The 18535-nt window shown below is 73.2% G+C and carries 16 protein-coding genes; 10 read left to right on the top strand and 6 right to left on the bottom strand.

The window, feature by feature from the left end; translation table 11 throughout:
• Window positions 1-63 precede the first annotated feature (63 nt).
• Together ACIRD3_RS10420 and ACIRD3_RS10415 are read left to right on the top strand one after the other, a co-directional pair.
• The gene (locus ACIRD3_RS10420; RefSeq protein WP_402213926.1) at window positions 64-882 is read left to right on the top strand and encodes a response regulator transcription factor; all 819 of its coding nucleotides are present in this window, start codon (window positions 64-66) and stop codon (window positions 880-882) included.
• Window positions 879-2015: a sensor histidine kinase gene (locus tag ACIRD3_RS10415; RefSeq protein ID WP_402213925.1), complete on the top strand. Its 1137-nt coding sequence runs from the start codon at window positions 879-881 to the stop codon at window positions 2013-2015. The genes ACIRD3_RS10420 and ACIRD3_RS10415 overlap by 4 nt, the downstream gene beginning before the upstream one ends.
• Before the next feature lie 52 nt (window positions 2016-2067).
• Here the strand turns inward: ACIRD3_RS10415 and ACIRD3_RS10410 are convergent, their stop codons facing one another.
• Window positions 2068-3123 carry an NAD-dependent epimerase/dehydratase family protein gene (locus ACIRD3_RS10410; RefSeq protein WP_402213923.1) on the bottom strand — a complete coding sequence of 352 codons (1056 nt, stop codon included), beginning with the start codon at window positions 3121-3123 and terminating at the stop codon, window positions 2068-2070.
• Between the two features lie 184 nt (window positions 3124-3307).
• Between ACIRD3_RS10410 and ACIRD3_RS10405 the strand changes: the two genes are divergently transcribed.
• A complete protein-coding gene (locus ACIRD3_RS10405) occupies window positions 3308-3667 on the top strand; it encodes a UBP-type zinc finger domain-containing protein (protein WP_402213921.1) in 360 nt (119 codons plus the stop codon).
• Window positions 3668-3777: 110 nt separating this feature from the next.
• On the opposite strand, the gene ACIRD3_RS10400 is transcribed toward ACIRD3_RS10405, so the two are convergent.
• On the bottom strand, window positions 3778-4767 hold the full coding sequence (locus ACIRD3_RS10400; RefSeq protein WP_402213920.1) for a DUF5996 family protein: 990 nt from the start codon (window positions 4765-4767) through the stop codon (window positions 3778-3780).
• 155 nt (window positions 4768-4922) lie between these two features.
• Between ACIRD3_RS10400 and ACIRD3_RS10395 the strand changes: the two genes are divergently transcribed.
• The 7 genes from ACIRD3_RS10395 to ACIRD3_RS10365 all read left to right on the top strand — a co-directional run bounded on the left by ACIRD3_RS10395 (window position 4923) and on the right by ACIRD3_RS10365 (window position 13843).
• The gene (locus ACIRD3_RS10395; protein ID WP_402213918.1) at window positions 4923-5609 is read left to right on the top strand and encodes an alpha/beta fold hydrolase; all 687 of its coding nucleotides are present in this window, start codon (window positions 4923-4925) and stop codon (window positions 5607-5609) included.
• A gap of 179 nt (window positions 5610-5788) precedes the next feature.
• Entirely contained in the window at window positions 5789-7627 is a 1839-nt protein-coding gene (locus ACIRD3_RS10390) for a glycoside hydrolase family 15 protein (RefSeq protein ID WP_402213916.1), read from the top strand.
• A gap of 249 nt (window positions 7628-7876) precedes the next feature.
• Entirely contained in the window at window positions 7877-8380 is a 504-nt protein-coding gene (locus ACIRD3_RS10385) for a DinB family protein (RefSeq protein ID WP_402213914.1), read from the top strand.
• A gap of 221 nt (window positions 8381-8601) precedes the next feature.
• Window positions 8602-9399 carry a DUF6424 family protein gene (locus ACIRD3_RS10380; RefSeq protein ID WP_402213912.1) on the top strand — a complete coding sequence of 266 codons (798 nt, stop codon included), beginning with the start codon at window positions 8602-8604 and terminating at the stop codon, window positions 9397-9399.
• Window positions 9400-9434: 35 nt separating this feature from the next.
• Window positions 9435-9767, top strand: a complete 333-nt coding sequence (locus ACIRD3_RS10375) for a hypothetical protein (protein ID WP_402213910.1) — start codon at window positions 9435-9437, stop codon at window positions 9765-9767.
• A gap of 98 nt (window positions 9768-9865) precedes the next feature.
• Complete coding sequence (locus ACIRD3_RS10370; RefSeq protein WP_402213908.1) at window positions 9866-11353, top strand: S8 family serine peptidase; 1488 nt, start codon at window positions 9866-9868, stop codon at window positions 11351-11353.
• A 276-nt stretch (window positions 11354-11629) separates the two neighbouring features.
• A complete protein-coding gene (locus ACIRD3_RS10365) occupies window positions 11630-13843 on the top strand; it encodes a SpoIIE family protein phosphatase (RefSeq protein ID WP_402213906.1) in 2214 nt (737 codons plus the stop codon).
• A gap of 74 nt (window positions 13844-13917) precedes the next feature.
• Here the strand turns inward: ACIRD3_RS10365 and ACIRD3_RS10360 are convergent, their stop codons facing one another.
• The 4 genes from ACIRD3_RS10360 to ACIRD3_RS10345 all read right to left on the bottom strand — a co-directional run bounded on the left by ACIRD3_RS10360 (window position 13918) and on the right by ACIRD3_RS10345 (window position 18393).
• Entirely contained in the window at window positions 13918-15147 is a 1230-nt protein-coding gene (locus tag ACIRD3_RS10360; RefSeq protein ID WP_402213905.1) for an ROK family protein, read from the bottom strand.
• A gap of 12 nt (window positions 15148-15159) precedes the next feature.
• Complete coding sequence (locus ACIRD3_RS10355; RefSeq protein WP_402213903.1) at window positions 15160-16437, bottom strand: sugar ABC transporter permease; 1278 nt, start codon at window positions 16435-16437, stop codon at window positions 15160-15162.
• On the bottom strand, window positions 16434-17213 hold the full coding sequence (locus ACIRD3_RS10350) for an ATP-binding cassette domain-containing protein (RefSeq protein ID WP_402213901.1): 780 nt from the start codon (window positions 17211-17213) through the stop codon (window positions 16434-16436). The genes ACIRD3_RS10355 and ACIRD3_RS10350 overlap by 4 nt, the downstream gene beginning before the upstream one ends.
• 79 nt (window positions 17214-17292) lie before the next feature.
• Window positions 17293-18393, bottom strand: a complete 1101-nt coding sequence (locus ACIRD3_RS10345) for a sugar ABC transporter substrate-binding protein (RefSeq protein WP_402213899.1) — start codon at window positions 18391-18393, stop codon at window positions 17293-17295.
• Between the last annotated feature and the right edge of the window lie 142 nt (window positions 18394-18535).

Here is an 18535-nt window from a genome sequence, read left to right as displayed (position 1 = left end):
CGGAACGCGAACGTCGACCCCGGCGGCGCTCCCCGACCCACCCGCAGCTCGTATCCTCGGCGGGTGAACGACAGCCCAGCCCCCGCCGCACCGCCGGACCCGGCCCGCATCCTGGTCATCGACGACGACCTCACCGTGGGCGAGGTCGTGGCCGGCTACCTCACCCGGGCCGGCCACCGGGTCGACCGGGCCACCGACGGCCACCAGGGCCTGGAGCTGGCCCGCGCCCACCGGCCCGACCTCCTGGTCCTGGACCTCATGCTCCCCGGCATCGACGGTCTGGAGATCCTGCGCACCCTGCGCGCCTCCGCGGAGGGCGCCGACCTCCCGGTGGTCCTGCTCACCGCCAAGGGCGACGAGGCCGACCGCATCCTCGGCCTGGAACTGGGCGCGGACGACTACGTCACCAAGCCGTTCAGCCCGCGGGAACTCGTCCTGCGCGTCCAGTCCGTGCTGCGCCGCGCCCGCGCCGCCGCCCCCGCCGCGCCGTCCCGGGGGCCGCTGGCGTCCGGGGACATCACCCTGGACCCGCAGGCCCGCCGCGCCCGCCGCGGCGGGCGTGAACTCACGCTCACGCTCCGGGAGTTCGACCTGCTCGCGTTCCTGCTCCGGCACCCCGGCACGGTCTTCGCCCGGCAGGAGCTGATGCAGCGGGTCTGGGGCTGGGACTTCGGCGACCTCTCCACCGTGACCGTCCACGTCCGCCGGCTGCGCGAGAAGATCGAGGACGACCCCGCCGCGCCGACCCTGATCAGCACGGTGTGGGGCGTCGGCTACCGCTACGACCCCGCGACGGGCGCGACCGGCGCCGCGGACGCCCCTGACACTCCTGACGCTCCTGACGCGACGGACATGACGCGGGTGAAGGACGGCCCGGCGTGAACGACCTGCTGCTGATCGCCCTGTTCGCGGGGCTCGGCGCCGCCGGCGCCGGTCTGCTCGGATGGGTGGGCGTACGGCTGCTGCGCCGCCGCTCGCTGGCGCTGTCGCTCTTCTGCGTCGCCGTCGTCACCGTCCTCGCCGTCACCTCCGGGACCTTCGCCGTCGCCCAGGCGATGTTCCTCTCCCGGCACGACTTCGGCGTGGTGATAGCCGTCCTCGGCATGGCGTCCGTGGTGTCGCTGCTCACGGCCGCCCTGCTCGGACGCCAGGTCGTGGCCGGCAGCCGGGCCCTGACCGCGGCCGCCCGTACCGTCGGGAGCGACGCCGGATTCACCGCGCCCGAGCACCCCCTCGGGCTCGAACTGGCCCAGCTCAGCGCGGAGCTCGCCGCCACCAGTGCCCGGCTCGCCGAGTCGCGCACCCGGGAGCAGGCGCTGGACGCCTCGCGGCGCGAGCTGATCGCCTGGATCTCCCACGACCTGCGCACCCCGCTCGCCGGGCTGCGGGCCATGGCCGAGGCCCTGGAGGACGGCGTGGTCGAGGAGCCGGAGCAGTACCTCAGGCGGATCCGCACCGAGGTGGAGCGGCTCACCGGGATGGTCGACGACCTCTTCGAACTCTCCCGCATCCAGGCCGGCGCGCTGACCCTCTCGGTGTCCCGGGTGTCCGTCTACGACCTGGTCGACGACGCCCTGGCCGGCGCCCACCCGCTGGCCCGCCAGCGCGGCGTGCGGCTGGAGGGCCGTCAGGTCGCGGCCGAGCCGGTCGAGGTGGACAGCCGCGAGATCACCCGGGTGCTCGGCAACCTCCTGGTCAACGCGATCCGCTCGACGCCCGAGGACGGCGTCGTCGCGGTCTCGGCCCGCCGGGAGATGGACGAGGTGCTCCTCTCGGTCACCGACGGCTGCGGAGGGATCCCCGAACAGGACCTCTCCCGGGTGTTCGAGACAGGCTGGCGCGGCAGCACCGCCCGCACCCCGAGGTCCGACCCGGGTGAGGGCGGGAACAGCGGAGCCGGGCTCGGGCTGGCCATCGTCCGCGGCATCGTCGAGGCCCACGCGGGCCGCGCCGAGGTGCGCAACGTCACCGGAGGCTGCTGCTTCGAGATCGCGCTGCCGGTGGCGAGCGGGTAACACCTTCTCCGGCAACTCCCTGTCCAGTAGGGGAGTTGCCGGAGCCACGGGCTCAGGCGCGCAGCGGAGCGGCGGCGAACTCGGCCATGCCCGCCCGGAACGGCACCCGGGCCCGCCAACCGAGCTCGGCCCGCAGCCGGGAGGAATCGGCGGTGATGTGCCGGACGTCCCCGAGCCGGTACTGCCCGGTCACCACCGGGGCCGGCCCGCCGTGCGCGTCGGCCAGCGCCCGGGCCATCTCGCCGACCGTGCGCACCTCCCCGCTGCCGACGTTGTACGCCCGCGCGAGCCCCGGCGCCCGGCCGCGGACGTCCGCCAACGCGGCCAGGTTCGCCGCCGCGACGTCGTCGACGTGCACGAAGTCCCGGCGCTGGCCGCCGTCCTCGAACACCCGGGGAGCCTCACCCCGGGCCAGCGCCGACCGGAACAGCGAGGCCACCCCCGCGTACGGGGTGTCCCGCGGCATGCCCGGCCCGTAGACGTTGTGGTAGCGCAGCGTCAGGACGGACCCGCCGCACGCGCGGGCCCAGGCGGCGGCCAGGTGCTCCTGGGCGAGCTTGGTCGCGGCGTACGCGTTGCGCGGATCGCCCGGCGCGTCCTCGGTCACCAGGCCCGCCCGCAGCGGCGCCCCGCACACCGGACAGGGCGGCTCGAACCGTCCCGCGTCCAGCTCCTCCGGCCGCCGCGGACCGGGCGCCACGCTCCCGTGCTCCGGGCAGGCGTACCGGCCTTCCCCGTAGACCACCATCGATCCGGCCAGCACCAGGTGCCGCACCCCGCACCGGGCCATCGCGGAGAGGAGCACCGCCGTGCCGAGGTCATTGCAGCCGACGTACTCGGGCGCGTCGTCCAGGTCCAGCCCGAGACCGACCATCGCCGCCTGGTGGCAGACCGCGTCCACCCCGGCCAGGGCCCGTTCCACCGCCGCCGCGTCCCGCACGTCACCGTGCCGGAACCCGACCCCGGCCGGCAGCTCCGGCACCGCCCCCGACGGGTGGACGGCGGGCAGCAGCGCGTCCAGCACCCGGACCCCATGACCCGCCGCGGCCAGCGCACGCACGACGGCCGACCCGATGAACCCGGCACCGCCGGTGACCAGAACCCTCATGCCCCGCGACGCTACCGGCCGGTCCTCGCCGCCGGGCCGACCACGCCCGCCACGTCACCCTTCGGTAAGAACCGGAATCTCCGCGCGGGTCGACCGGTTGGGACGGGGAGAGACGGTCCGACGGCTGCGGCGTCCGGGTACCGGCCCGGCACCCCGGCCCAGCCCCCACCGGGAGGCGTGTCCCATGACTGACAGCCCGATCCAGGGGATCGATCCCTCCGCCCGGCCGAGCGGAGACGGGTGCGCGGAGTGTCTGGCGGGGGACGGCCCGGGGTGGTGGTTCCACCTGCGGCGGTGCGCCGCGTGCGGGCACATCGGCTGCTGCGACTCCTCACCCTCCCAGCACGGCACGCGGCACGCCCGGGAGGCGGGGCACCCGTTCCTGGCCAGCTTCGAGCCCGGTGAGACGTGGCTGTGGAACATCGAGACCGAGCAGTACTACGAGGGGCCGGAGCTGGCCGCGCCCGCCGCGCACCCGGTCTCGCAGCCGGTGCCCGGCCCGCAGGGCAGGGTGCCCGCCGACTGGCAGTCGCACCTGCACTGACCCGCTCGGGGCCGATCCGCTCGGGGCCGGTGCGCTCGGGGCTGATCGGCTCAGGGCCGGTGCGCTCAGGGCTGACCGGCTCAGGGCCGGTGCGCTCAGGGCTGACCGGCTCAGGGCGGCGGGTCCGACGGGCGCAGGTCCGACAGGCGCGGGTCCGACAGGGGAGGGTCGGTGAGGCGCGGGTCCGTGATCCCACCCGGGCAGGCCAACGGGCCGACGGCCCAGCCGGCCCGGACGGCCCCGGCCTGGTACGCGCTCTCGAAGAAGGCGAGGACGGCCGCGCGCGGGTCCGCCTCGGCCCGGGCCGCGTCGTAGCGCAGGACCGCCAGGTGGCTGTCGGCGAGCTCGATCCACCGGGCGGACGCGGGCGTGAGCGGGTCCTCGGCCAGGTGCGCCGGCTCCGGGGCGGTGTACGAGTAGAAGGCCGGTTCGCCGAGATCGGCGTCGCCGAACCAGAACCCGAAGCTGATCAGTTCCCGGGAGTAGGCCTCGCGGGTCACCGGGTCCACCTGCGCCGGCGGGTCGAGGGCGCGTTCGGAGAACCGGGTGTGGGCGATGTCGAGCGAGTGCCAGAAGAGGTGCACGGGGCTGACCTTGCCCGAGAAGCGCGCCGCGAACTCCTCCAGCACCAGCCCCACCTGGCCGAGCACCTGCCAGAAGCGGTTCGCCCAGGCGGGATCGTAGGTCGCGTGCTCGACGTCCTCGGCGAACGGCCGGTCGGCGTCGGCCAGCCGGTAGGGCCGGGGGAGTCGGATCTCCACCCGGACGCCCAGCGCCGCCAGCGCATCCAGGGTCCGCCGGTAGAACGAGGCGACGGACTGGCCGGCCAGGGGGAAGGACTCCGTCCTGCCGTCGGCCGTCGCGACGACCAGCCGGTGGTCGACGAAGTCGAAGTCGATGGTGAAGACCGGGTTGCCGTCGACCAGCCCCATGGGCCGTGTCGTGATCCCCCGCCCGGTGAGGTGGAACGGGACGTTCCACCAGTGGTTGCGCCGCACGCTCGACGCGAGGCGGATCTTGCCCACCACCTGCGTGAAGCGGTGCAGCGTCTCCTTGGTGTCCCGCCACTCGGCGAGCGGCATCGGTGGGAACAGCTCCATCGCGCGTCCTCCCGTCGGTCGGCCGCAGTTCCATGATGACGACGGCGGTCCGCCCGCGCAGTCGCCGGTCGCCGCCCGCCACGGGGAGTAATAGCGTGGAAGCCCAGCGTGTTCTCCTCCCCTGGACTGAAATCGATCGACGAAGTGAGGGACTCATGGCCGGCAAGGTCAGCATCGTCTTCGCCCACGGGCTCTGGGCCGACGGCTCGTGCTTCAACAAACTCATCCCCGCGCTCCTGGCCGAGGGCCACGAGGTCTACAGCTCGCAGCACGGCCTCGACTCCCTGGAGGGCGACGTCGCCTGCGTGACCCGCGCCATCAACCACGTGCCCGGCCCGGTCGTGCTCGTCGGTCATTCCTACGGCGGGACCCTGATCACCAAGGCGGGCGTCCACGACCGGGTGGGCGCCCTGGTGTACATCGCCGCCCTCGCCCCCGACGAGGACGAGACCTCGCAGGACCAGCAGGGCAAGTTCCCCGGCATGCCCGTCTTCGAGCACGTCGACGTCACCGACGGCCGCATCTGGCTGCGGGAATCCGGCATCGGCGACTTCTGCGGCGACCTGCCGCCGGCCGAGCAGAAGCTCGTCCTCGCCACCGGCGCCGTACCCGTCCCCGACCTGTTCACCCAGCAGGTCCCCGGCACCGCCTGGCGCACCAAGCCGAGCTGGTACATCGTCGCCGACAACGACCGCACCGTGAACCCCGACCTGCAGCGCGCCGCTGCCGCCCGGATGGGCGCCACCACCCACTCCGTCGACAGCAGCCACGTGCCGATGCTCTCCCGCCCGGACGTCGTCCTCGACGTGATCCGCAACGCCGCCAAGACCCTCGCGGCGTAGCGCCGCCCCGGCCTCCGCCGCCGTGGCCCCGCCGCCCCTGGGTTATCACCCAGGGGCGGCGGGGCCACGGGCCTCCCGGGCGGGGCTCCGGGCTCGCCCCGGCGCCGCGACACGCCGCGATCTAGCATGAAGCGAGAGTCCCGGCTCGGTGCCCCGCGGCGCCGGGTGAGGAGGTCACCATGGCGCGGTACGACAGTGGCGGGTTCGGGCAGTCGGACGGTTCCCGGTATCCGCCGATCTCCGAGCACGGCCTGATCGGTGACCTCCGGACCGCCGCGCTCGTGACCACCGACGGCACCATCGACTGGTACTGCTGCCCGCGCTTCGACGCACCCAGCGTGTTCGGGTCGATCCTCGACGCCGACCGGGGCGGCAGCTTCGAGCTGTCCGCGGACGTGGCGGTCCGGACCCGGCAGTTCTACTTCCCCGACACCAACGTCCTGATCACGCGGTTCTTCGCCGCCGACGGCGTGGCGGAGATCCAGGACTTCATGCCCGTCGTCGACGAGTCCCGCGAGGCGGACCGCCACCGGCTGATCCGGCGGGTGGTCTGCGTCCGAGGCGTGCTCCCGTTCCGGGCGCGGATCGCCCCGCGCTTCGGCTACGGCGCCGACGAGCACACCGTGGGCCTGGAAGGCGGCGTGGCGGTGTTCCGCTCCCCGTCGCTCTCGCTCGCACTGACCTCCACCGCGCCCCTGGAGACCGACGGGCCGGACGTCCGGTCGCACTTCAAACTGCTGGAGGGCGAGTCCCACGTGTTCGCCCTCGACCGGATCGGCGAGGGCCTCCAGGCCCGGTCGTGTCCGCGCGCCGAGGCGCAGGCGCAGGCCGAGGCGACCGTCCGCTTCTGGCGCCGCTGGCTCGCCGGTTCGCGCTACCACGGGCGGTGGCGGGAGATGGTGAACCGTTCCGCGCTGGTGCTCAAGCTGCTCACCTACGCTCCGACCGGTGCGATCATCGCCGCACCGACCACCAGCCTGCCCGAGCGGATCGGCGGCGAGCGCAACTGGGACTACCGGTACGTGTGGGTCCGTGACGCCGCCTTCTGCGTCTACGCCCTCCTGCGGCTCGGCTTCACCTCCGAGGCCGAGGCGTTCATGGGGTTCCTCGGCGAGCGCGGCATCCTGCGCGGCACCGGCCCCGCCGGCCCGCTGCAGATCATGTACGGCATCGACGGCCGCAGCGACCTGCCCGAGTACGAGCTGCCGCACCTGGAGGGCCACCTCGGATCCGCGCCGGTACGGGTGGGCAACGCCGCCACCAACCAGCTCCAACTGGACATCTACGGAGCCCTGATCGACTCCGTCTACCTGTACGACAAGTGGGGCCGGCCGATCAGCAGCGACGGCTGGGAGGCCGTCGGCACGGTGGCGGACTGGCTCTGCGAGCACTGGGACCAGCCCGACGAGGGGATCTGGGAGACCCGCGGCGGCCGGCGCGACTTCGTCTACTCGCGGCTGATGTGCTGGGTCGCGCTGGAGCGGGCGATCCGGATGGCGAACCGGCGCGGTCTGCCCGCCGACCTGCCCCGCTGGCGGCAGTCCCGCGACGCGATCTACCGGCAGATCATGGCCCGCGGCTGGTCGGCCGCGCGCGGCGCGTTCGTCCAGGGGCTGGACGGCGAGGTCCTCGACGCGTCCCTGCTGATGATGCCGATGGCCAAGTTCATCGCGCCCACCGACCCCAAGTGGCTCTCCACCCTGGACGTGCTCACCTCGGACCTGGTTTCGGACTCCCTGGTCTACCGCTACGACCCGGAGGCCAGCCCGGACGGCCTCCGCGGGTACGAGGGCACCTTCTCGATCTGCTCCTTCTGGTACGTCGAGGCGCTGGCCCGGGCGGGCCGCCTGGAGGAGGCCCGGCTGGCCTTCGAGAAGATGCTCACCTACGCCAACCACGTCGGCCTGTTCGCCGAGGAGATCGGCCTTACCGGCGAACAACTCGGCAACTTCCCCCAGGCGTTCACCCACCTCTCACTGATCAGCGCCGCCTTCACCCTGGACCGCGCCCTGGGCTGACGCCGGTCCGGGCGGCGTCCGGCCCGCACCGGTGGTTCGGCAGGTGCAGAAGCGGCGCCCGCACGGGGGCGTACACCTCCAGCAGATCCCGGCGGGCCCGCCCGGGCAGGGCGGTGTGGTGGCGGAGCCCGACGGTCACCCGGTGGTCCTCCGGCTGTCGTGGGGGCAACCGTCGCCCGGATGTGCGGCGTTCGCCGCAATCCTGCGATCAACGTAGCCGCCCGGAACGCCACGTCCTAGGGTCGCGGGGTGACCGACAACGCATCGCGCGGCGACCTGCGCCCGCCCAGCCTCGAAGCCGACGAGAAGACCACGCTGCTGACCTTCCTCGACTACCTGAGGGACGCCGTCGCGGCCAAGGCCTCCGGGATCGCCGACCAGGCCGCCCGCACGCCCGGAGTGACGTCCGGCACCAGTGTCCTCGGCCTGGTCAAGCATCTGACCGCGGTCGAGCTCAACTGGTTCGTCTGGGCCTACGAGGGCGCCGACGTCGCCCTGGAGGACGACGAGTCCGGCCCCACCGAGCAGGAGACGGCCGAGGCCCTGCTCGCCGCCTACCGCGAGGCCGTCAAGCGCTGCAACGAGGTCGTCCTCGCCTGCGACGACCTGGAACGGCCGGGCGCCCGCTCGCTCCGGGAGACCGCTCCGCCGACCCTCCGCTGGGTCCTGGTCCACATGATCGAGGAGACCGCCCGCCACGCCGGCCACGCCGACATCCTCCGCGAGCAGATCGACGGCACCACCGGCCGCTGAGCCCCCTCGCCGCGTAGGCGGCGGAAGCGGACAACGTACACCCGGCCGGCCGCGGAACCGCGCGGCGCCCGCCGTCGTACCCGGTCATCACCGGTACGTACCCGCACGGCCTTGACCCGTCGCGGGTGCGGAGCGCAGTCTGGAGATACAGCGTAAATGTGGCGTGTAAATCTCGCCCCGACGTGTACGGAGCACGTCGACAGCGCTGGTGGGAGGTCTCCATGACTGCCGACGCGAGCGGCGGTGCGGCCCCGCTCCACGATCCGACCCAGCCCCACAAGGAGTCCGAGGACCTCGGCTGGACGATCAACATTCCCGGGCACCCGCCGAGGGCCGACTCCCCGGAGTACAAGGCCGCCCGGGCCGCGATGCACCGGCTGACCGACACGCTCGACCGGCCCTTCTACGGCGACGAGCCGGTGGAGGACCACCACGGCGGCGGTCTGTGGCTCAAGGACTCCGAAGGCTGGTTCCTGGTCCGCAACCTGGTCGGGATCGAGTGGTCCGCGCAGTTCTGCGCCGACCCCGCCAAGGTCGACCTGCTGCGGCAGAACGCCAAGCGGCTGTACGCGCTCTGCCCGGAGGCGGTCGAGGAGCTCGGCATCAGGGAGCTGCTCGACACCCCGATCACCGACGCGGCGGGGGTGCAGCGCTGGACCGACTCGATCTGCAACGCCAGCATGCCGCTGCCCCACGACGTGCACAGTGCGGCCCTGCCGCAGGGCGGCGGCGTGCACCACTACCCGAGCCCGGTGACCGAGATCGTCTTCTTCAAACGGGACGACTTCCAGCTGTGGGTCGTCGACGCGGTCGGCCAGGCCGTCGCCGTGGCCCCGGTGGCGAAGCGCGGTTCCGGTGACGGGCGGGTGCAAGTGCTGTTCGCGGCGCAGGAGTCCGCGCTCCACCCCGCGCTGGAGCGGGCGCGCGACAGCGGGGACGCCCTGCTGCTGGGGGCGGACCACCCGGTGGCCCTGACGGCGTTCGCCGAGCAGTACCACCCGAGAAGCGCGGCCGCCTAGGCACCGCGGCCACCCGGGAAGCACGGACGGGGCCCATGGACACGGCACAGGGCAGCGGACGAGGCGCCGCACCGGGCGCCGTCGAGGCCGTGGTCGAGCTGCGGACCGGCGACGGGCCGGGGCTCGACGCCCTGCGGGACTGGTGCGCCGGGCGCGGGATCTCGGTCCTGCCGATGGCGGCCGGTGCGCTGGTCACGGGCCCGGCGGCGCCGTTCCGGGAGGCGTTCGGGCACGGCCCGGTCGACCCCTCGGGCGCGGAGTCGCTGCCCGTCCCGGACGACCTCCGGCAGGCCGTGCGGTCCGTCACCGTGCTGCCGGTGCCCGAACCCCGTCCCGCCGCCGACTCACCGCTGCCGACCGACGACTGACCGACGACTGACGACTCACGACTGACGACTCACGACTGACCACTGACGACAGCTCCACCCGGGTACCCGACGCCCGGGTCATCCACTGAGGAGTCATGATGCTTCCCAAGACAACGCAGAACGGGCAACCTCCCCCCGACCTGGTCTTCGGCTACGTGTCGGCGCGGTCGGAGGGCGGAACGCCGATGACCGAGGCCACCGACCTGACCTCGGCCGTACCGTACCGGGCCAGTGAGGACACCCGCGCCCGGGCCAGGGAGCGGGCCGAGGCGGCCGGGCTCACGGTCAGCGCCGAGAGCCGGCTGGGCTTCACCGTCTACGGATCCCCGGCGGCCTACGAGCAGCTGACCGGTGGCCGGGTCACCTCGTACGAGGCCCTCCAGCACGTGTCGATCGGGCGCCGCCGCTACGTGACGCACCTCGACCTGGTGGGCCGGGGCCAGCCGGAGGCCCGGGGCGTGGGGGCCGCGCCGGACGCCGACGACATCGAGGCCGTCGTGCTCGAACAGCCGCGTTCCTGCTACCACCTGGCGCCGAGCCCGCAGCCACCGAACGTGAGCAAGTACCACCTGCGGCTCCCCGGCGACGTGTCCATGCTGCTCGGCGCCACCTCCGCGCACGCCCAGGGCGCGGTGGGTGCGGGCGTGGACGTCGCCATGGTGGACACCGGGCACTACGCGCACCCCTTCTTCACCCTCCAGGGCTACGACATCGATCCCGTCGTCACCGTGGTGCCGGGGACCAACCCCGCCAAGGACCCGGTCGGACACGGGACGGGGGAGTCGGCCAACATCTTCGCCGTGGCCCCCGGCGCGAAGCTGAAGTTCTTCCGCGCCGCCGACGACAACGGCAACCTGACCAGCGCGGTGGCCGGCTTCCTCAAGGCGAAGGCCGCGCACCCCAAGGTGCTCACCAACTCCTGGGGCGGCGACTTCGACTTCCCGCCCGCGGACCCGCATCCGCCCGCGGCCTCCCGGGTCTGGATCCTGGAGATCAAGGACGCGGTGGAGAAGGGCATCGTGGTGGTCTTCTCGGCCGGCAACGGCCACTTCTCGGTCGAGCCGCAGGTCCCCGGGGTGATCGCGGCCGGCGGCGTGTTCGTCGGTCCCGGTCTCACCGTCGAGGCGTCCGACTATGCGACCGGATACGCCAGTCCCTGGTTCCCCGGCGAGATCGTGCCCACTGTCTGCGGTCTGGTGGGGATGCTGCCGCGGGCCCAGTACCTGATGCTCCCCGTGCAGCCGGGTTGCCAGCTCGACGTCGAGGAGAGCCAGGCGAGCGACGGGCAGATGCCGGACACCCCCGACGGCACGACCTTCGACGACGGCTGGGGACTCTTCTCGGGCACCTCGGCGGCCGCCCCGCAGATCGCCGGTGCCGCCGCCGTCCTGCTCGGCGAGAACGGCCTGCCGAACCTGACGGTCCAGCAGGTGACGGAGGCGCTCGTGAAGACGGCCACCGACGTCACCGCCGGCCACAACCACCCCCGGTTCAACAATCCGGCCGGCCCCGGCCCGGACGAGGCCACCGGTCCGGGACTCGCCAACGTGAGCGCGGCCCTGGCCTTCGCGAAGGCCCACTTCTGACCGGACCCGCGGCGAGGGTTCCGGAAACGTCGAGGTCCGCCCGGTTCGCGGGGCGGACCTCAAGCGGTCCTGCCCGTCCCCGCGACGTCGATGCCGAGCCGTCGCCCCCTGGATAGACTGACCAGACGTTCCAGGACCGGACCGGGCGCGGGCCACGGAGCACCTCCTGTGCCCCGTCCTCGCGAGCGTTCGCCACTCTCCGTGACCGCGGCGGCGGGGGGCGAGCCGGTCGCGGGTGCTCCGGCAGCGGGCCATCGATCGGACGGGAGCCCTGCCATGGCGAACACGTCCCGGTCTCCGGGCGGCCACGACCCCGAGATCACCCGCCCCCTGTCCGCCCGCGCCCTGTCCGCCCGCGCACCGTCGCCGTCCCCTGTGCCGTCGCCTGTGCCGTCGCCGTCCGCTGCGCCGTCCCCTTCGCCCTCCTCGGCTGCCCGGGCCGCCCAGGACGACACCGAGCCGACCGCCGCCAACGACCGGCTGGCGCTCAACGGCATGGGCAGCTTCGACTGGGACCTCGACAAGGGCACCTACCACCTGGACGACGTGGGCCTGGAGGTGTTCGACCTGCGGGCCGACGAGTTCGACGGACAGCCCGCGTCACTCTCCGCACGCGTGCTGCCCGCGGACAGCGAGCGGCTCGACGAGGCCGTGGCGCTCGCGCTGCGGGAGGGACACCTGACCTTCGCGTCCTACTTCCGCCTGGTCTGCCGCGACGGCACCCTGCGCTGGGCCCACACCCAGGGGCGCGTCCTGCGCGACCGGCAGGCGCGCCCGTACCGGATCGTCGGCATCGTCCGCAACGCCGAGGAGGAGCTGGCCCACGCCGAGGGGATGCGCACGCTCGCCGCCGACCGGCGCCGCCAGACCGACTCCGTGCGCGCCACCACCGAAGCCCTCGCCCGCGCCATGACCGTCCGCGACGTGACCGACGTGCTCACGGACAGCGAAGGGCTGCGACGCTTCGGGGCGGACGGGCTGGCCCTCGGGCTGGTGGACGGGGACGTGATGCGCCTCGTCGCCGCGACCGAGCAGCCCTCGGCGGAGCTCAGGGCCCGGGACGACCTGTCGCTGACCCACCTGGCGGACGGCCTGCCGCTGTCCGAGGCCGTGCTCACCCGGCGCGCGCGGTTCATCGGCACCAGGGAGGAGCTCACCAGCCGCTACCCCCGCCTGCTGCCCTACGCCGAGGAGATGGGGATCGAGGCGGCGGCCTTCCTGCCCCTGGCCGCCCAGGCCCGCTCCCTCGGCGCGCTGGGCCTGTTCTACCGGGACAGGCACCACTTCAGCACCGAGGACCGCAACATCTGCATCGCGCTCAGCAGCGCCGTCGCGCAGTCCCTGCAGCGCGCCATGCTCTTCGACCAGGAACGCGAGTTCGCGACCACGCTCCAGACCACCATGCTGCCGCGCCGGATCCCCGAGATCAGCGGCGGCGAGGTGGCCGTCCGCTACCGGGCCGGCCGCAGCGGACGCGAGGTGGGCGGGGACTGGTACGACGTCATCCCGCTGCCGGGCCGGCGGGTGGGTCTCGTGGTCGGCGACGTGGAGGGGCACGACAGCCACGCGGCCGCCATCATGGGCCAGTTGAGGATCGCGCTGCGGGCCTACGCCACCGAGGGGCACACCCCCGCGACGGTCATGGCCCGCGCGTCCGGGTTCCTCGCCGAGCTCGACACCGAGCGGTCCGCCACCTGCCTCTATGTCGACGCCGACCTGGAGACCGGGACGCTGCGCCTGGTGCGGGCCGGTCACCTCGAACCACTCGTGCGGCACGGGACCGGTCTCACCGGCGGGGTCGGCGTCCGCGGCGGCCTGCCGCTCGGCGTGGCCACGGTGTTCGGCCAGGACGGCTACCCGGAGACCCGGCTCGACCTCAACCCCGGCGACACCCTGCTGCTGTGCACCGACGGACTGGTCGAGCACCCCGGCCGGGACATCACCGACGGCATCGACGCCCTCGCCGCCGCCATGCGCGCAGGACCGCAGGACACCGAGGCGCTCGCCGACCACCTCTGCGGCGGCCGTCCCGGCCGGCTCGGCAGCGGCGACGACGTGGCGCTCCTGCTGCTGCACCGCGCCGCCGTCACCGGCGTCCGCACCACCCGGCAGATGACCCAGCACGTCCACCAGGCGGATCCGGAAGGGCTGACGGAGGCCAGGGCCATGCTCCGCCAGGCGCTGGCCGGCTGGGGCGCGACCGAGCTCCTCTCCGACGTCGAACTCACCGCGGACGAGCTGATCACCAACGCCCTGGTCCACACCGACGGGGGCGCACTGCTCACCGTCGAGCTGCGGGCCGGCACGACCCCCTGCATCCGCCTGGAGATCCGGGACCGCTCCAGCGTCCTGCCGCGCCGCCGGACCCCCGGCGAGACCGCCACCTCGGGCCGCGGCCTGCTGCTGGTGGACGCGCTCACCGGGAGCTGGGGCGTCGAGCCGCTCGGCAGCGGCAAGAACGTCTGGTGCGAATTCCCGCTGGCGGCTTGACCGCCCGACGGCGGCTCACCCGCTGGGCGTGCCGGTCGGCGCATCGGGCACGGAGGACGGCCTCGGCCTCCGCGTCAGGCGACGGGGGACCGGCGCTGTGCCGAGATGCGGGTGAGCGTCTCCAGCGGTCGGGTCAGCACCTCGGAGAACGCCAGCTCGGCGGCGCCGATCAGGACGGTGTCACCGCCGAGTTCGCCGACGCGCAGGCGCAGGTTCTCCCGCACCGCGGCAAGGGCGTTGGTGTTGATCCGGCTGCGCACCTGGGCGGCGGATCCGAGGAAGACGTCCCGCAGGGTCCCGCCCAGGATGACCAGCTCCGGATCGAAGAGGTTGACGAGGTTCGCGATGCCGATGCCGAGCCAGTCCCCGACGCGGTGCAGGGCCGCGCGCGCGGTGACGTCCCCGCGGTCGGCCGCGACGACCACCGACCGAACGGCGTCGACGCCGGTGACGCGGCCGTCCCGGCCGGCGGCTTCGAGCAGGGCGCGCTCGCCGGCCTCGGCCTCCAGGCAGCCCTGGGCGCCGCAGCCGCACGGCCGTCCCCGGTACGGGTTGACGTTCATGTGGCCGATCTCGCCGGCGTATCCGCGCTCGCCGCGCAGGAGTTCACCGTCGGTGATCACTCCGGCGCCGATCCCGATCTCGCCGTGGAGGTAGACGAGGTTCCGGCTCCCCCGGCCGATGCCGCGCCGGTGCTCGGCGAGCGCGCCGAGATTGGCCTCGTTCGCGACGAGGACCGGGACGTCCAGGCGGAGCCGGTCCGCGACCGCACCGGCGAAGTCGACGCCCTTCCACCCCATGTTGGGAGTGAGGCCGACCAGCCCGTCGGAGTGCCGGACGATGCCGCGCACCGCCACGGCGACGCCGACGCACGAACTGCCGTCCGGTGCGTCGGCCAGCATCTGGTGGGCGAACCCCGCGAGGACGGCGGCCACGCGCGCGGGATCCTGCGGGTGCCCGTCGGACCACGGGCACTCGCGCCGGTCCAGGAACACGCCGCCGAGTCCGACCAGGGCCGCCGCCAGGCGCTCCACGCCCACGTCCACCGCCAGGACGTGCACGCGGGTGGACTCCGGCTTCACGACCAGCGAGGGCCGCCCGGCCCGGCCGGTCTCCTGCGGCAACTCCTCGCGGACCAGGCCCGCGGCCGTCAGATCGCCGACCAGACCCAGGATGGTGCTGCGGTTGAGGCCGAGCCGGGTCGCCAGGACGGCTCGCGAGGTGGGCCCGTCGAAGTGGACGAGGCGCAGCAGGGCACCCAGGTTGTGCTGGCGGACCTCTTCCTGGGAGGGACCGGCTTTCATGGCTGGCGACTCTCATCGTCGGGCTGTGCGGCGGCGGGACATGGCGTCCACGCCGGCGGCCACCAGCAGAACCGATCCCGTGACAGCGTACTTGACGCCCGAGGAGTACCCCATCAGGCCCATGCCGTTCTGGATCACCGCGACGACCAGGCCGCCCAGCACGGCGTCGACGACGCGGCCGCGACCACCGAACAGGCTCGTGCCGCCGATGACGGCGCTGCCCACGGCGAGCAGCAGGACGTTGCTCCCGCCGGTGTTGGGGTCCACGGAGTTGCCCCGGGAGGCGGCGATGATGCCGCCGACGGCCGCCAGGCAGGAGCAGATGACGAAGGCGGCGATCCGGATGAAGGCGACGTTGATCCCGGCCCGGCGGGCGGCTTCGGCGCTGCCGCCCACGGCGTAGACGTGCAGGCCGAAGCCGGTCCGCTGCAGGGTGAACGTCCCGAGCAGGAGGAGGGCCCCGATCACGGGCACGACGATCGGCACGCCCTTGAGGGAGCTGACGACGAGGTTGCGGCTGCGCTCCTGGTTGAGCAGGTACACGGCCGCGCCCCCGAGCACGACGACGGCGCCGGTCCGGATCGCGAGGAGCGCCGGCGGGGTCCCGGCGAGACCCCGACCGAGCCGGTCGCGGCTGCGGCGCAGCTGCAGGGCGGCGTAGCCGAGGACGCAACCGGCCAGCAGGACCCAGCCGAGGACGGGGCTGAGGTTGTCGTTCGCGATGGCCAGGATGGTCGGGTCCTTGACCGAGATGTTCGTGCCCTCCTTGAGCAGGATCAGCACGACGCCCTGGAAGCCGAGGAACGCGGCCAGCGTCACCACGAAGGAGGGGATGCCGACCTTGGCGACGAGCGTGCCGATGAGCAGGCCGATGACCGCGCCGGTCACCATGGCGGCGGCCACCGCGGAGTACCAGGGCCAGCCGTGGTCCGTCAGCAGGATGGCCAGGACCGCGGCGCACACACCGCTGGCGTATCCGGCCGACAGGTCGATCTCGCCGAGGAGCAGGACGAAGACCAGCCCCATGGCGATGGCGATGCTGCCCGAGCTCTGGGTGAGCAGGTTGGCGAAGTTCAGGTTGGACAGGAAGACCGGGCGCAGCAGGGCGAAGAACACGCACAGGACGACCAGGCCGGCGATGGCGGGGAGGGCGCCGAGCTCGCCCGCGCGGACCTGCTCGAGGTAGCCGCGGCCGATGTCCCCCAGGCGGGCGGTCGGGGACGGGCCTTCCTCGGAGTCGGTGGGCCGGTTGGGCCGCTCGGGCTTCCGGGGGGCGAGGGCGGAGGTCATACGGCGGCTCCGTTGGGGGTGGTCCGGGGGCCCGGGTCGCCGCTGCGGCCCGAGGTGATCAGTTCGACGACCTGCGCGTGCGTCACGTCGGAGGCCTTGACCTGGGCGGCCATCCGTCCGAGGTGCAGCGCGGCGATCCGGTCGGAGACCGCGAAGACGTCGTTCATGTTGTGCGAGATGAGCACGACGGCCAGGCCGTTGTCGGCCAGTCGGCGCACGAGTTCCAGGACCTGCGCGGTCTGGGCGACGCCCAGGGCCGCGGTGGGCTCGTCGAGGACCACGAGCTTGCTGTTCCACAGGACGGCCTTGGCGATGGCGACGGTCTGGCGCTGGCCGCCGGAGAGGCTGGAGACCTTCTGGCGAAGGGACTTGACCGTGCGCACCGAGAGCCCCCGGAGCGTCGCGGCGGCCATCTCCTCCATGGTCGAGTCGTCGAGCACCAGGCCGCGGCGCTTCTCCCGCCCCAGGAACATGTTCTGCACGATGTCGAGGTTGTCGCACAGCGCGAGGTCCTGGTAGACGATCTCCACACCGAGCGCGGCGGCGTCGCGCGGGCTGTGCACGTGAACCGGCCGGCCGTCGAAGAGGTACTCCCCTGCGTCGATCGGGTGGATGCCGCCGATGCACTTGACGAGCGTCGACTTGCCCGCGCCGTTGTCGCCGACGAGTGCGGTGACCTCGCCCGCGTGGGCGCTGAGCGCGATGTCGTGCAGGACCTGGACGGGGCCGAAGCTCTTGTCGATCCCGCGCAACTCGAGAGTCGGTGTCTCTGTCATGGGTGAGGCTCCTGGGGATTGGCGGGGTGGGCCCCGCGCCGCCGACGGCCGGGGCCCACGGGTGGGGCCGGCGTGCGCGCTACTTGACGCCGGCCTTCGTGCACAGCGCGTCGTAGTCGCCGGTGCACAGCTGCGCCTTGGTGACGAAGCCGTCGGTGATGACGTCCTGGATGTTGTTCCTGAAGACGGCTTCGGGTGTCAGCAGGACGGACGGGACGTCGCGGTTGCCCGTCGGGTCGTGGACGGTGGCGCCGGTCTGGCCCTTCTTGCCACCGGCCAGCTGGACGGCGAGGCCCGACACCGCGTCGGCCTCCTTCTTGACGGCCTTGTAGACGGTCATGCACTGGTCGCCCGCCAGGATGTTCTGCAGGCCCTGCACGGTGGCGTCCTGGCCGGTGATCGGCACCTGCCCGTTGCGGTGGTTCTTGCGCAGCACGGCGATGGCCGCGTTGGCCAGGCCGTCGTTGGCCGCGAGCACCCCGCCGATGTTCGGCTGGCTGGTGTTCATCTGCTCGAAGATGGTCTGCGCCTGGGCGGCGTCCCAGTCGGGCACCGACTGGTTGGGGCCCTTGGTGTACTCCCCGGAGGCGTACAGCGGGTCCAGGACGCTGTTGTAGCCGTTGGCGAACAGGGTGGCGTTGTTGTCCGTCGGAGAACCGTTGAGTTCGGCCACGACGGGGTTCTTGGCGCCCATGTCGGCCAGACACTTCGTCAGACCCTGGCCCTGGAGCTTGCCGACCTGGGTGTTGTCGAAGCTGACGTAGTACTGGGCGGAGCCGCCGAGGGTGAGCCGGTCGTAGTCGATGGTGGCCACGCCCTGGGTCTTGGCCTTGTCCAGGACGGCCTTGCCGGTTCCGCTGTCGAGGTTGACGATGACCAGCACGTTCACGCCGCTGGTGATCATCTGGTCGGCGATCGTCTGGAACGCCTGCTTGTCGCCCTCGGCGTTCTGGATGTCGTAGTCCACTCCGGCGGCCTTGAAGGCCGCGGCGAGGTACGGCCGGTCCGCGGTCTCCCAGCGGACGGAGGACTTGCTGTCCGGCAGGATCACCCCGATCTTCGGCTTCTTGGAGCCCGTCGAGCCGGAACCGGAGTCGGAGCCCGAGGAGCCGCAGGCGGTGACCGTGGAGAGCAGGGCCGCTGACAGGGCGGCGGTGGCGAACAGGAGTCCCTTGCGCATGGGCAGGGTCCTTTCGAGGCGTGTCCGACCTGTGCCGGACGTGCGTGGGCCGATGAAGGGTGGGGACGGGCGCGAGCACGGAGCGGGGGCGGGAGAGCGGCCGGCCGCTGTTTGTTGCCCGCGACAACATACGACGCGCGAT

Source organism: Kitasatospora sp. NPDC093550 (assembly GCF_044764985.1).
Classification (GTDB): domain Bacteria; phylum Actinomycetota; class Actinomycetes; order Streptomycetales; family Streptomycetaceae; genus Kitasatospora.
Note: the sequence above shows the minus strand (reverse complement) of the source record. Positions and strands in the feature narration are given on the sequence as shown.